10 protein-coding genes, 1 tRNA gene, 1 other RNA gene and 2 pseudogenes are annotated in these 13,531 nt (G+C 70.8%); 6 read left to right on the forward strand and 8 right to left on the reverse strand.

What is annotated here, in order from left to right:
* Positions 1-28 precede the first annotated feature (28 nt).
* The 5 genes from ACZ7OO_RS10430 to ffs all read right to left on the reverse strand — a co-directional run bounded on the left by ACZ7OO_RS10430 (position 29) and on the right by ffs (position 7,559).
* Positions 29-1,522, reverse strand: a complete 1,494-nt coding sequence (locus ACZ7OO_RS10430; RefSeq protein WP_471503523.1) for a N,N-dimethylformamidase beta subunit family domain-containing protein — start codon at positions 1,520-1,522, stop codon at positions 29-31.
* A 283-nt stretch (positions 1,523-1,805) separates the two neighbouring features.
* The gene (locus tag ACZ7OO_RS10435; protein WP_471503525.1) at positions 1,806-3,572 is read right to left on the reverse strand and encodes a M48 family metalloprotease; all 1,767 of its coding nucleotides are present in this window, start codon (positions 3,570-3,572) and stop codon (positions 1,806-1,808) included.
* A gap of 276 nt (positions 3,573-3,848) precedes the next feature.
* Entirely contained in the window at positions 3,849-5,102 is a 1,254-nt protein-coding gene (gene purD / locus ACZ7OO_RS10440; RefSeq protein WP_471503527.1) for a phosphoribosylamine--glycine ligase, read from the reverse strand.
* 99 nt (positions 5,103-5,201) lie between these two features.
* Positions 5,202-7,415: a DNA polymerase III subunit gamma and tau gene (locus ACZ7OO_RS10445; RefSeq protein ID WP_471503529.1), complete on the reverse strand. Its 2,214-nt coding sequence runs from the start codon at positions 7,413-7,415 to the stop codon at positions 5,202-5,204.
* Between the two features lie 45 nt (positions 7,416-7,460).
* Positions 7,461-7,559, reverse strand: an RNA gene (gene ffs / locus ACZ7OO_RS10450) — signal recognition particle sRNA small type.
* 72 nt (positions 7,560-7,631) lie between these two features.
* Between ffs and ACZ7OO_RS10455 the strand changes: the two genes are divergently transcribed.
* Positions 7,632-7,719: transfer RNA gene (locus tag ACZ7OO_RS10455), tRNA-Ser, on the forward strand.
* Positions 7,720-7,819: 100 nt separating this feature from the next.
* Here ACZ7OO_RS10455 and ACZ7OO_RS10460 read toward each other — a convergent pair.
* Positions 7,820-8,122 carry a hypothetical protein gene (locus tag ACZ7OO_RS10460; protein ID WP_471503531.1) on the reverse strand — a complete coding sequence of 101 codons (303 nt, stop codon included), beginning with the start codon at positions 8,120-8,122 and terminating at the stop codon, positions 7,820-7,822.
* Positions 8,123-8,145: 23 nt separating this feature from the next.
* Here ACZ7OO_RS10460 and ACZ7OO_RS10465 point away from each other — a divergent pair.
* From ACZ7OO_RS10465 to ACZ7OO_RS10475, 3 genes and pseudogenes are all read left to right on the forward strand, one after another.
* Positions 8,146-8,598, forward strand: a pseudogene (locus tag ACZ7OO_RS10465) (WYL domain-containing protein); the annotation flags it as partial.
* Positions 8,599-8,692: 94 nt separating this feature from the next.
* Complete coding sequence (locus ACZ7OO_RS10470; RefSeq protein WP_471503533.1) at positions 8,693-8,908, forward strand: type II toxin-antitoxin system VapB family antitoxin; 216 nt, start codon at positions 8,693-8,695, stop codon at positions 8,906-8,908.
* Entirely contained in the window at positions 8,905-9,327 is a 423-nt protein-coding gene (locus tag ACZ7OO_RS10475; protein WP_471503535.1) for a PIN domain-containing protein, read from the forward strand. Before ACZ7OO_RS10470 ends, ACZ7OO_RS10475 begins: the two co-directional genes overlap by 4 nt.
* 482 nt (positions 9,328-9,809) lie before the next feature.
* Here ACZ7OO_RS10475 and ACZ7OO_RS10480 read toward each other — a convergent pair whose 3' ends face one another.
* On the reverse strand, positions 9,810-11,486 hold the full coding sequence (locus tag ACZ7OO_RS10480; protein ID WP_471503537.1) for an LCP family protein: 1,677 nt from the start codon (positions 11,484-11,486) through the stop codon (positions 9,810-9,812).
* Between the two features lie 222 nt (positions 11,487-11,708).
* Between ACZ7OO_RS10480 and ACZ7OO_RS10485 the strand changes: the two genes are divergently transcribed.
* Together ACZ7OO_RS10485 and ACZ7OO_RS10490 are read left to right on the forward strand one after the other, a co-directional pair.
* Complete coding sequence (locus tag ACZ7OO_RS10485; protein WP_471504230.1) at positions 11,709-11,972, forward strand: CopG family transcriptional regulator; 264 nt, start codon at positions 11,709-11,711, stop codon at positions 11,970-11,972.
* Positions 11,969-12,394: a hypothetical protein gene (locus ACZ7OO_RS10490; RefSeq protein ID WP_471503539.1), complete on the forward strand. Its 426-nt coding sequence runs from the start codon at positions 11,969-11,971 to the stop codon at positions 12,392-12,394. The genes ACZ7OO_RS10485 and ACZ7OO_RS10490 overlap by 4 nt, the downstream gene beginning before the upstream one ends.
* A 246-nt stretch (positions 12,395-12,640) precedes the next feature.
* Here ACZ7OO_RS10490 and ACZ7OO_RS10495 read toward each other — a convergent pair.
* Positions 12,641-13,490 (reverse strand): annotated as a pseudogene (locus ACZ7OO_RS10495) (tyrosine-type recombinase/integrase); the annotation flags it as partial.
* Between the last annotated feature and the right edge of the window lie 41 nt (positions 13,491-13,531).

The following is a 13,531-nucleotide window of genomic DNA, read 5'->3' on the forward strand; positions in this document are numbered from 1 at the left end:
TATGCCGGGTTGCCGTCGGACACGGGGTTCAGTCCCGTTTGCAGATGCGGTCCAGGAGGTTGGCGGTGGCGCGCTGGACGCGGGGGTCGACATGGCCTGGGCGGTCCAGGGCCGGGGACCAGGCGAAGGTCCCCGACGCGAAGACCAGGGCGCCGGAGGGGGCGCGGTAGAGGGAGGTCTCCTGGTGGCGCGGGGCGCCGTCGTTGTCGGTGTAGGGGGAGTGGGCGAGCAGGATGCGCTCCTCGTGCTCGGGCAGCGTGGTGCGCGGGAAGTAGCGGTCGGCCTCGCCGGCCACCAGGCCCGGCAGTTCGTCGCCCTCCTGCGCGCCGGTGGCCTCCCAGAGCCAGTGGCCGGCGTTGCGCACGATCAGGGGATACGGCTCGGGCACCCGGCCCGCGTACTGGATGCCGACCGTCTGCTGCTCGGGCCGGTCGATCTCCCGCCAGAGCACGGGTTTGCCCGGGCCCTTGCGTTTTCGGCAGGTGAGCAGGCGGTCGGCGACTCCGGACGGGGACGGCCCCAACTCAACCTGCCAGTACATGGTGTTGGCGGAGAGGAAGACCAGCGAGGTGCCGCTGTCCCGGGCCAGGTCGACCGTGCGGCGCATCCGCGGCGACCAGTACTCGTCGTGGCCCGGGAAGACCAGGCCCCGGTAGCGGGCGGGGTCGACACGGCCGGCGTGCAGGTCGCGGGCGTCGGCGTAGGCGAGGTCGTAGCCGTAGCGCTCGGCCCAGCGGATGAAGTCGTAGGCGTGGCCGACGTGCAGGGGCAGGCCCGCGCCCGCGTAGGGCCGGTCGAAGGAGACGGTGGTCGCCGCGTCGGACTCGCCGAGCAGCCGGCCCCCCTCGTCCCAGGCGTGGTAGAGGCTGGCACCGGTGCGGCCGTCCTCTGGGTAGAGGTTGTAGGCCTGCCAGGTGACGTCCGGCAGCAGCAGGAGCAGGTCGGCGGGGTGGTTGTCGCGGATCGTGAAGGGCACGTGGGAGCGGTAGCCGTCCGCCGTGGTGAGCACGGCGACATACGCGCCGATGCTCCAGTACGAAGGGACCTGCAGCCGCCAGGACAGCCACCAGTGGTGGCAGGAGACCGTACGGTCGGCGGCCAGCGGCGGGGGCTGCACGATGCCGGACAGCCGCGGGCTGGTGCTGATCTTGGCGGCGCCGACACCGCCGTAGTGACCGATGCGGTAGATGTCGACGCTGAATTGCTGCGGCGGATCAACTGTGATGTGGAAGTCGACGGCCTCGCCCGGGGCGACCGCGCCGGTCGAGGTGAATCCTTTGATCTGACGGTGCACGTCGTCCGCCGAGCGGGGGCCGACGGCACTCCGGGGTGCGGGGATCCGCGGGTTCTCACCGGTGGGCTGGGGCCGGCTCGGGTCGACGTACCACGGGACGACATGACCGGTGTCGTCGAAATAGGTCTCGCTGCCGCGCAGCCAGGGGACGGGACCCTGGCCGAAGGGGTCCGTGACGGCGTGCGCGAGTGCTCCCGACTCCCAGCGGCGGATCTGGTCCGATGCCATGGTGGCTCCCCTCCCTCGTGCCCCCGTGAAGTGTGCTGATCCGGGTCGTCGTGCGGTGGTACGGCGTGCGGTGGTACGGCGTGCGGTGGTACGGCGTTTCGTGGCCGAGGTCGTTCTGTTCTGGTCGTGGGCTGCGACGGTGGCGGTTGTCTTATGTCGGATGCGCTTGCCATTTCACCGAACGGTCCCAGCACATCACATAACGCACGCGTCCGGTCACGGTTCGTTGCGAATTTGCCTGAAGTGGAACGCTTCGCTCCGCTAAGGCGTCGAAACGCCCAGGTCAGACCAGCCGTACGGGCTTCTCGGGACGTATCCCGGACTCGACCAGCCAGGCCCGCAGCGGGGCCGGGTCTCCCTCCTCGATGAGGCTGAGGACTCTTGGGGTCAGGTCGGCGGTCCGTTCGCCGTCGACCAGCAGGGACGGGCCGTCGAGCCAGTCCAGACCGGGGGTGGCTCCGGCGGTGTCCATGGCCGCGCAGCAGACCATCGCCGTGACGTGGTCCGCGAGCAGCTCGCGGGCGGTGCGCGGAGGCTGAAGGGGGAAGAGAGGCAGCGCGCAGTCGTCCCAGAGAGCGCTGTCGGGGCCCTGCCCGGTGGGTGCGGGGGCGTCGGGGCCGGGGCGCGGGGTGACGGCGGCGGCTTCCTCACGGGCGAGGGCCGCGGTGAGGCCGGCGGCCAGGGCGGCGCTGCGCTCGGTGCCGGTGGCTTCCTCGTCGGCGTCCTCGTCGTAGGCCGGGGACTCCTTGGCCCTGCTGTGGGCGGCCGGGTCGGTCAGGTGGTCCATGACCCGGGCCAGGGTGGGGCCGCCGGGGTCGGGGGCGGCGGGGTCGAGGGCGGCGCGGACGCCGAGGGAGTCCAGGACGCGGTGCAGCCGGGCCGCCTCGGTGCGCCAGGTGCGGTCGACGACCTCGTCCGGATACTCCTGCCAGGCCACCGGCGACCAGTCCGGGCCCGGCTCGGCGGGACCGCCGTGGAAGAGGCGGGCGGCGAGCAGCGAAGCGGCCTCGTCCACCAGGCCCGGCTCCTCCAGCAGGTCACAGGCGGGCCGCTCGCCGAGCCGGGAGGCGAAGCCCTCGGCCAGCCGGTCGCGCCGGGACAGCTCGGTGAGTGCCGATACGACGCCCGCGTCCAGCCGGGAGGGCCAGCGGCCCATCCGCCAGGCGGGCAGCGCGACCCGGGTGAGAAGGCGGTCCCAGCCGGCGTAGGCGAGGCCGACCTGCTCCTGGGCGACGATCCGCAGTCCGTAATCCACAGCCTGTGCACGCTCGGCGGCCGCGGCGGCCACCCCGCGCTCCATCAGCGTCGCGTGCTCCCGGCAGCCCCGCAGCAGCACCCGGGCCACCCAGCCGAGGCCCGCGCACACCAGGCGGGTCGCCGGACATCGGCCGGTCGTCGAGGAGACGGCGACCGCCGCGTCCAGCCCGCGCACGAAGCGGCGGGCGGCCGCTATGTCCGGGTGCGCCGAGGGTCCCGTACCGGCCACGACCGGGGCGAGGACCGCGCGCAGCTCGCCGACGCGCATCCACCACAGGAACGGGGAGCCGATGACGAGCACGGGGGCGGCCGGGGTACGGCGATGCGGGCCGGGGCTGCCGAGCTCGTCGCCACCCTTGGGAGCGGGCGGCCCGTGCGCCGGGTGGGTGCGGTCCTCCAGCCAGCTGTCGCAGTCCGGGGTGAGCGCTATGGCGGAGGGCACCGGGACGTCCAGGCGGTCGGCGAGGTCGCGCACCATCCGGTACAGGTCCGGGGCGGACTCCTGCGGGATAGGGACCGTGGGGCTCACGGCCGGGCGGGCGCGGGCCACGACCAGGCCGATACCGGCGGCGGCCAGCAGCACGACGATCGCGAGCACACCGACGATCCAGCGGGCCGTGTCCCAGCCCCGGCCGACGAAGTGACCGGTGGAACCGCCGGTCAGCAGGATCACCGTGGCCGCCGCCGGCAGCAGCGCCACGGCAAGGGCCCGGCCGCGGACGCGCAGCACGGCGAGGGCCCGGGTACGCGCTGCCTGCGCTCCCGCCTCCACACCGATACCGGTACTGGTCACGACCGGACCTCACCCCCTCCCTGCTGTCCTCGAGCCGTCCTGGCTGTTGCTCACTCCCCCACTGTGGCACCCGCCACTGACATCGCAATGCCGGTGGGCCAAGTGCCGGAACGCTTGCGCCGCACCCTAGTTGGGGCCTCGGCCCCCGTCAGCCGGATGGGGCATCGGTCACTCGATGGAATGGCTTTGGTCAGAGGTGATCGACAGACAGCAACGATCAGGCCCCGGATTCCGGGGTCCGGGGCCTGACCAGGAGGGGGACGGCAGGCACGGCGCTCAGGCCTCGGCCGCCGCCTTCGCCGCGATGTCCGTACGGTGCTGGGAGCCGTCGAGCCCGATCCGCGCCACGGCTGCGTACGCCCGCTCCCGCGCCTGGGTCAGGTCATCCCCGGTCGCGGTCACGGAGAGAACACGACCACCGGCGCTGACGACCGCGCCACCCTCCCGCTTCGTCCCCGCGTGCAGGACGTAGGCGTGCGGGGCGTCCTCGGCGGCCACCGTGTCGAGACCGGTGATGGGGTCGCCGGTGCGCGGGGTGCCGGGGTAGTTGTGGGAGGCGACGACCACGGTGACCGCGGCGTCGTCGCGCCAGCGCAGCGGCGGAAGGTGGTCGAGGGTGCCGTTCGCGGCGGCGAGCAGGACGCCGGCCAGCGGGGTCTTCAGCCGGGCGAGGACCACCTGGGTCTCGGGATCGCCGAAGCGGGCGTTGAACTCGATGACCCGGACACCGCGCGAGGTGATCGCGAGGCCGGCGTAGAGCAGACCGGAGAACGGGGTGCCACGCCGCCGCATCTCGCCGACGGTCGGCTGGAGAACGGTCTCCAGGACCTCGTCGACCAGCTTGGGGTCGGCCCAGGGCAGCGGGGAGTACGCCCCCATGCCCCCGGTGTTCGGCCCCTGATCCCCGTCCAGGGCGCGCTTGAAGTCCTGGGCGGGCTGGAGCGGGAGAACCGTCACACCGTCGGTGATCGCGAAGAGGGAGACCTCGGGGCCGTCGAGGAACTCCTCGATGACGACGCGGTCGCATCCGGCGGCGTGCGCCGTGGCGGCCGCCAGGTCGTCGGTGACGACGACACCCTTGCCGGCGGCGAGCCCGTCGTCCTTCACGACGTACGGTGCCCCGAAAGCGTCGAGGGCCTCAGCGACTTCCTCGGCGTTTGTGCAAACGTATGAACGGGCGGTGGGCACTCCGGCCACCGCCATCACCTCCTTGGCGAACGCCTTGGACCCCTCGATCCGCGCGGCCTCCCCGGAGGGGCCGAAGACCGGGATGCCCGCCTCGCGCACGGCATCGGCGACCCCTGCGACGAGCGGGGCCTCCGGGCCCACGACGACGAGATCGGCGCCGATCTTCCGGGCCAGGGCGGTGACGGCAGCGCCGTCCAGGGCGTCGACCTGGTGCAGCTCGGCGACCTCGCCGATACCGGCGTTGCCGGGGGCGCAGTGCAGCGCGGTGACGTCGGGATCGAGGGACAGAGAGCGGCACAGGGCGTGTTCGCGGGCGCCGCCGCCGATGACGAGGACCTTCACGTGGGCCAGCGTAACCGGGTGGGCCGACTGGAGGTTTCTCCAAGGGCGGCGGAGTGGGGGGCCGTCCCCCGCCTCAGAGCCGCCGGTGCTCCCCGCGCCTCACTCGTTCTTGATCTCCTCCACCACCGTCGCCCCCAGCTCCCGCACGATCAGTTCGTGACCCGAGAGGGCCGACTCGTCGAGGTCGGGGTCGTCCTCCTCGGGGATGTCGTCCTCGGGGGACACCGGCGGCGGCTCGGGGGCCGCGGGCGGCGGGGCCGGAGCCGCTGCCGTCGGGGAGGACGGCGGGGAACTCCGGGGCGGGGCCGTCGGCGGCGCGGGCTGGGCAGGGGTCGGGCGACCCGGGGACGCCGGGGCGGGGCCGCCGTAGCCGGACGGTGCCGCGGGTGCGCCGCCGTAACCGCCCGGCTGGCCGCCGCCGTGCCCGGGGCCGGCCGGAGCCGGGCCGCCGCCCGTCGGGTCGACGACCGCCTCGATCCGCCACTGCACGCCGAACTGCTCGGCCAGCGCCTGCCGCAGCACGTCCTCGCTGCCGCTGCTCGCGAAGTTGTCGCGGGCGCCTGCGTTGACGAAGCCCAGTTGGAGGGTGGTGCCGTCGAAACCAACGACCTGGGCGTTCTGGCTGAGGAGGATCCAGGTGAAGCGACGGCGGTTCTTGACCGCTTCCAGGATGTTCGGCCAGAGGACCCGGGGGTCGAGGCCGCCGGCGGGGGCGGCGACAGCCTGGGCGGGGGCAGGGGCAGCCGGGGGCGCGGAGGCGGGCGCCGGGGCGCCCGTGGCCGTGGCCGTGGGCCAGCCGCCGGGGCGGCGGGCGGCGCCGCCACCCGCGGGAGCAGCCGTCGGCCAGGCGCCGGGTGCGGCGGCAGCGGGCGGGGCGGCCGGGGCCGGGGCAGCCGGCGGCGTAGGGGCAGGAGGCGTCGGTGCCGGTGCCTGCGCCTGCGCCTGCGCCGACGCCGGCTCGGGTGCCGCTCCCCCTCGTACGGCCGCACGGGCCGCCGCAGGCCCGCCCCCCTGCGGAACCGGAGGAACTGGCTGAACTGGCGGAACCGGCGGAACCGGAGCCGCTCCCGCCGAAGCCCCTCCAGGCGCCGCCATGTGCGCCTCGGGCCCGGGGACGTACCCCATCGCGGGCGCACCGCCCCCGCCCGAGAAGTTGACGCCCCGCTCCAGCCGGTCGAGGCGGGCCATCACGGACCGCTCGTCGCCGTAGGCGGCCGGCAGCAGCACGCGCGCGCAGATCAGCTCCAGCTGGAGGCGGGGGGAGGTGGCGCCGCGCATCTCGGTCAGACCCTCGTTGACGAGGTCGGCCGCGCGGCTGAGCTCGGCGGCACCGAACGTGCCGGCCTGGGCCTGCATACGCTCGAGAACGTCGGCGGGGGCGTCGAACAGCCCCTTCTCCGCGGCGTCCGGGACGGCGGCGATGATCACCAGGTCCCGCAGCCGCTCCAGCAGGTCGGCGACGAAGCGACGCGGGTCGTTGCCCCCCTCGATGATGCGGTCGACGACCTCGAAGGCGGCGGCGCCGTCCCCGGTCGCGAAGGCTTCGACGACGGAGTCGAGGAGAGACCCGTCGGTGTACCCGAGCAGGGAGGTGGCCATGGCATACGTCACACCCTCCTCTCCCGCCCCGGCGAGCAGCTGGTCCATGACGGACATGGAGTCACGCACGGAACCGGCACCGGCGCGCACGACCAGCGGCAGCACCCCCTCCTCGACGGGAATGTCCTCCTTCCCGCACACCTCGCCGAGGTAGTCGCGCAGCGTGCCCGGCGGCACCAGCCGGAAGGGATAGTGATGGGTCCGCGACCGAATGGTCCCGATGACCTTCTCGGGCTCGGTGGTGGCGAAGATGAACTTCAGATGCTCCGGCGGCTCCTCGACGACCTTGAGCAGCGCGTTGAAGCCGGCCGACGTGACCATGTGGGCCTCATCGATGATGTAGATCTTGTAGCGGCTGCCGGCAGGCCCGAAGAAGGCCTTCTCGCGCAGCTCACGGGCGTCGTCCACACCACCGTGAGAGGCCGCGTCGATCTCGATGACGTCGATGGAGCCGGGCCCGTTCCGGGCGAGGTCCCGGCACGACTGGCACTCCCCGCACGGCGTCGGCGTCGGCCCCTGCTCGCAGTTCAGGCACCGCGCCAGGATTCGCGCGCTGGTGGTCTTCCCGCACCCACGCGGCCCGCTGAACAGGTACGCGTGATTGACCCGGTTGTTCCGCAGCGCCTGCTGCAACGGACCGGTGACATGCTCCTGCCCGATGACCTCGGCGAACGACTCCGGGCGATAGCGGCGGTACAACGCGAGAGACGACACGCATACGAGGTTATAGGCGCCCACTGACAACCAGCCCCGCCCGCAAACGCAAGCGCCCCCCACGCACCCGCCAGAGCCAACCTACCCTTGCTGCCTTCCGGCCCTGGGGGAGTTCAGTCAGATAGCGCCGCGTGAGGGGCTTTGCACAGAGTACCCGACGTCAGCGGGTGAGAACGAGTTCGCGAGCACTCCTCTCGGTCATGTAATGTTCCGAGCGGAGGATTCGCCTAGAGGCCTAGGGCGCACGCTTGGAAAGCGTGTTGGGGGCAACCCCTCACGAGTTCGAATCTCGTATCCTCCGCCAGTGCCTCACCGGGCACGATGTCGAAGGGCCCCACCGTTCGCGGTGGGGCCCTTCGTCGTTGTCCGTCTCAGTTTCCGTCTCAGTTTCCGTCTCAGTCGGCCTATGCGGAGTACCAACCAGGGGCGCTCTCCTTGGTGACGACCGGTTCCGCCCAGGCCGCGACCGCGAGGACGTCCCGCTTCACCATGTGCCCATCGACAACCTCGTACAGCAGCCGCCGCACTCTCGGCCCGAGCCGGATCACGTACCGAACACCCTCGACGTCCACCGCGCCGATTTCGCCCCGGTCGCTGTCGGCGGCGAACCCTTCACCTTCGACCACCTGCCAGCCAGCCTTCGAGGCGAGATACACCCACGTGCCAAAGGCCCGCTCGTGATCCGAGTAGGGCGTCACGCCACCCACGCGCGCGATGATCTCGACAGGCCGCGGCCTGTGTCATCCACGGCGACGAACCCGCCTTCCCGGCCGAACTCGCCGCCCACCGCGCACTGTCCAAGCTCGCCCTGCGGCAGCTCGCCCCGACGGTCCAGGTCAGCGGCAGCCCACCCGCGACGACTCTCGCTACGCTCCGTGCCGCGGGCTACGCCCCGGTCGCCGAGACCGCCGGGGGAACGGTACGCATCGAAAAGACGGACACCGAGGAGATCGTCGCCGGACACGCGAAGCACCTGTCGTACAGCGACGTCCGCCAGCTCGCCCATGCCATCGACATCGGTGCGGCCATCACGGTCGAGTACATCGCCACCTCGGGCAACCGGACCGTACGCACCCTCAGCGACCTGGAACTCGACCCGCCCTACCTCGACGCCTGGTGCCACCTGCGGGAAGCGGAACGCGTCTTCACTCTCTCCCGCATCCATGGCGTGATGCCCGCGTAGGGCTCGGCGGCCAAGGCCGGGTGCCCGGGTGCGCCACCCCGCAGGCACCTTGCGAGATATACTTGACCCCACATTTGATACCGGGGAGGCACAGATGAGTCGGACGGTTATCGACCTGGACGACGACCTGGTCGCGGACGTGGCTAAAGCCCTCGGAACAAGCACCAAGAAGGAGACGGTCAACACCGCTCTTCGCGAGGTGCTGGAGAGTCGACGTCGCGCCCTGGCTCTCGCCCGGCTGCGGGCCGCGGCAGGGGACGGCGCATTCGATCTGGAGCTCTTCGAGAACAAGGCGAACTACCGCCGGTGAACGCGGCCCAGTTCCTGATCGACACCAGCGCGCTCGCTCGGTTCATGCGCCAGGACGCGGAGCAGTACGGCTGGGACCAGGCGGCAGCCGCCGGGCTCATCGCCACCTGCCCGATCACTGAGTTTGAGTTCTTCTACAGCGCCCGGTCGGCCGCCGACAGGGCACGCGGCATCGAGGACATGCGACTGATCTTCAGTTGGGTTCCCGTCGACGACCGCGCCTACGACCGCGCCTGGCAGGTCCAAGAAGCTCTCACCGAACAGGGAAAGCATCGCAGCGCGGGTGCGGTGGATCTCGTCGTCGCCGCGACCGCCGAGCTGCAAGGGCTCACCCTCCTGCACCGCGACCACGACTTCACCTGTATCGCGGCAGTGACCGGCCAGGCTCTCCAGTGGTACGGCCCGGAGAGCGGCAAATAGGCGGGCGATGGTTGCAGTTCTGTCGCATTCAACTCCGTACAGCACCGTCAGGAGCCCCAGCCGCCACAGCAGCACCGCAGGTCAGAACGCTCCCGCACACTCCTGTACCCCCAAGAACATCTGGAAAGCGTGTTGGGGGCAACCCCTCAGGAGTTCGAATCTCGTATCCTCCGCCAGTGCCTCACCGGGCACGATGTCGAAGGGCCCCACCGTTCGCGGTGGGGCCCTTCGACGTTGTCCCAGCCCTCGTTGTCCTGGTCTTTGTCCACAGGGGTCGCTTCCGGCGCTACCCGGAATCGCCGTTCCGATCGCCGGTCCGCCCCCTCGGCTTGACCGATACGCTTGAACCCATGGTGTTGCCATGTCCGCGACATCCGCAGGATGCGGGCGATCAGGTGCTGGTAGCGGCGGCGTATCCGGGCGGACCAACCGGGCTCCCCGACCCTGATCGCGTCGACGACCGTATCCGGGGGCCCGGAGGCTTAAGGCGCCGAGTCCTTCACGTTCTTGGCAAGGGCGTATGCCTCGGTCGGGGAGGTGCTGGACGGCGGGTTGTCCTCGCTGGTGGGCATACCGTTGGCGTCCAGCCCGATGACGTCGGGGTAGGGGCTGACCGTCGCGCACTTCTTGGTGTCGCCGGTCTGCTGGTGGGAGCCGTTCAGAGCCACCTGGGTGTCGACGTGCGTCGGAGTCGACTTGCCGCCGGGGAAGGTGTCGCCGGTCGTCCAATCGGTGCCGATGAGCAGCACGATCTGGGAACCGGTGCCCTGCTCGACCGCCTTGGACGGGAGGCCGAGCGCCTTGGCGACCGCCTGGGCCTGCGCCTTCTGCCTGGCCGGGTAGGTCAGCGAGGTGGCGGTGGAGGGAGTCCCGTTCCCCGAGTCGGTCTCCTTGCTGAAGCCCTGGTCGATCAGCGCCTGGGCGATCGCCATCCCCCGGTGGTACACCCCGGTGCCGTTCTCGACGTGGACGGCGACCGAGGCGGCGGAGACCGGGCTGGCGGTCGCCGAGGGGGAGCCCTTCTTCCCGGTGGACGGGGTGAGCGACTGGTCGTCCGCGATGGTCTTGAACATCTCCTTGGCGCCCGGGCCGATCAGCGTCTCGGACCCGCCGCCCGGCAGGTCGACGTCCTGGGTCTGCATGGTGGCCCAGGTGATCCGGCTGGCGGGCACCTTGTTCAGGTCGAGGGCCAGGTCGATGAGTTTGTTGGCGGAGTCCAGGCTGTTGTCGACGGTCAGCGCCTTGGTCGCGGCGTTTGCTATGCCCCACATCTTCGACGGGCTGCTCAGCGTGCCCTTGCTCTTCATCTGGTCGAGGAGGGCGTTGAGGAAGATGTGCTGGGCGTCGGTCCGGCCGCGGCTGTCGCTGGAGTCACCGAAGCCGTGCCGGGTCCGCACAAACTCCAGCGCGGCATCACCCTTCAGCGTGTGCGACCCCTCCTTCAACTTCAGGTGGCTGTAGGGGTCGTAGACGTTCTTGCTGACGCAGACACGCGTCCCGCCGACCGCGTTGGACATCGCCACCACGCCGGCGAAGTCGATCACCATGAAGTGGTCGATGGGTATCCCGGTGAGCTGGTGCACCGCGACGACGCTGCAGCCGGGGCCGCCGTTCAACGCCGAGTTGATCTGCGCGCGGGTCTGCGCCGGCATGCTCGGGTGGCCCGGGTCGTGGCAGCCGCTCCAGTCGGTCCGCAGGTCGCGGGGGATGCTCATCACCGTGGCATTGGACCGGTCGGCGGATATGTGGACGATCATCTCCACGTCGGCTCGGGCGCCGCCGGCCGTTCCGCAAGCGCCGCCGAGCTTGCAGTCCGCCGCGCTGTTACGGGCGTCGGATCCGATGACCAGGATGTTGATCGGGCTGCGTCCGAACGCGTCGACCTTCTCGTGCCCGGCGCCGTCCTTGCCGTTGGCGGACAGATCGTCGGACTTGATGTTGCTGTTCAGCTTCCAGTACGCGTACGCGGCAGTGCCGACGCCGAGCACCAGCACGAACCCCAGCAACAGCCCGACGATCTTAAGCGCGCGTCTTCTGTCAGGCTTCTTGCCGGCTCTGCGCATGGCAGCCCTGCCACCGCCGACCAACTCCACCGGATCCGCCTTCTCGGCCCTGATCCGGCCGGTGGCATGCCTCCGCGACCTGAGGGGCTGCGTCATGAGAACTTCCTCGCATCTTCAGGGGGCGACGGCTACCAGAACTATCCGTAAGTGGGACTCGTGAAAGGCAAGTCAGGTTGTAATCCTGTCGGCTTCCGACCGGCCCTCTGCTGCGAAATGCCTGGGCGACCAACCAAGTTGACCGAGTTCCCGCACAACCACACAATCCGCACTCAGCGACGGTCCCTGAGGGTTGCAGTCAGGGTTGCGTTCAACCCCGTGGTGACGGTGACGATCCCCGAGGATCTCCTTGACGAGATCCGCGCGGAGGCGGCAGAGCGGGGGCTGTCGGCGTACGTCGCCGAAGCTCTGCGCTTCAAGCGCGACCGGGACCGGCTACGGGAACTGTCCGACTGGCTGCAGGAGGAACACGGCCCCCTCACCGAGGAGGAGCGCACGGCAGCGTTCGAGGGACTCGATGATCTCGACGCCGAGCACGAGCGCCGCCGCGCCGCCGGAAAGCGCAGCGCCGGAGAGGCCGCGTGAAGAAACCGGCCACCGGGCACGGGCAGCGACCCCTGCGCATCTTCGTACTCGACTGCGAAGCCCTGTCCCTGGCTGTGCGCGGCGACCGCAGGATGATCGCCTGGCTCGCAGTCGCGGCCCGGGGCGAGGCCGAGGTAGTGACGTCCCCCATGACGCTGGTCGAGGCGTGCGACGGCAGAACCACCGAGCAGCGTTGGGACTGGGTGCTCTCCCGGCTCAAGGTCGCCGACATCGGAAAGGACGAGGCCCGTCAGGGCCGCCGGCTCTTGGCTGACGCCAAGCTGCACGGCCACAAGTACGCGATCGACGCGGTGCTCGCCGTCATCGCGCGACAGCAGAAGGGGCAGGTCACCGTTTTCACCTCGGACGTGGACGACCTGGAGAGACTGGTCCCGGATTCGATCGTCGTCAAGAAGGTATGACTCGGCGTTCTGGTCTCAGTTCTGGTCTCATTCGCCCCCATCCGGGGCCGTCCAGAACCACCGTCCCGAAGTGCTCCGCCGCTGGTCAGAACACCCCCGCCCACCCCCGAACCTCCGGACGAACATTTGGAAAGCGTGTTGGGGGCAACCCCTCACGAGTTCGAATCTCGTATCCTCCGCCAGTGCCTCACCGGGCACGATGTCGAAGGGCCCCGCTGTTCGCAGCGGAGCCCTTCGACGTTGTCCTCAGACCCCGTTGTCCTGGTTTCTGTCCACAGCGGGTGTTCCCGGGGCTCCCCAGATGGCTTCTGCGATCTTCCGGGCCACGTCCTTGAGCGTGGCGCCCGGCACGTGCAGGTATCGCACCCGCATGCTCGCGGAGGTGCCCGGCTCCCACCCCATGATCTGGTCGATGACGCGATCCGGGACTCCGAGCAGCATGAGCACGGTGGCGGCGGTGTGCCGGGCGTCGTGCAGCCGGCCGTTGCGCACCCCGCGTCTTCCAGCAGCCGCTTCCAGTCGTGGTAGTCCGTGTTCGGGCTCAGCGGGCCCCCAGCGGCTTGGTGAACACGTAGTCCGACTCGATCCACAGGTTGCCGGGCGCCTTGCGCTCGCGCTCTTGCGTCTCGGCGTGGGCCCGGAGCATGGCGACCAGCGGGCCCGGCAGGGGTACGGCACCTCTGCCCGCACGGGACTTGGTGTTCTTGGTCCCACGCCGGACCTGCACCTTGTCCGGCAGTAGCCCGCCTTGTGGCCGCACGGCGATGCTTCCGGGCACCCGTGCTCGTACCTGGGGCGCAGACGGTTCCGGCGGAGCTTGGAGGTACTCGTTTCCCAGGTCGACGTCAGTCCAGCGCAGCCCGAGCGTCTCGCCCTGGCGTAGTCCCGGTGCCAGGGCCAGCATCCAGCGAGCGCTGTTGCGGCGCTTGTCTGCTTCGAGCAGCAGGCACTGGACCACTTCCACGGAGTAGGGCTCTACCTCGGATTCGTCCTCTTCCATCCGCGGGGGCTTCGCCAGCGCGGCAGCGTTCTTCGCCGCGTAGCCGCGCCGTACCGCCTCCCCCAGCGCGGTACGGGCGGTGCGGTGAGCCTGGTAATCCCAACTCTCCGCACAGGCCGGCGAAGGCGCTCGCCAGA

The organism is Streptomyces sp. NPDC111744 (assembly GCF_055634995.1).

Excerpts from the sequence above, each read along its gene's own strand:
- ACZ7OO_RS10430 (WP_471503523.1), bottom strand. The coding sequence starts at position 1,522 with ATGGCATCGGACCAGATCCGCCGCTGGGAGTCGGGAGCACTCGCGCAC.
- ACZ7OO_RS10470 (WP_471503533.1), top strand. The coding sequence starts at position 8,693 with ATGAGTCGGACGGTTATCGACCTGGACGACGACCTGGTCGCGGACGTG.
- ACZ7OO_RS10480 (WP_471503537.1), bottom strand. The coding sequence starts at position 11,486 with ATGACGCAGCCCCTCAGGTCGCGGAGGCATGCCACCGGCCGGATCAGG.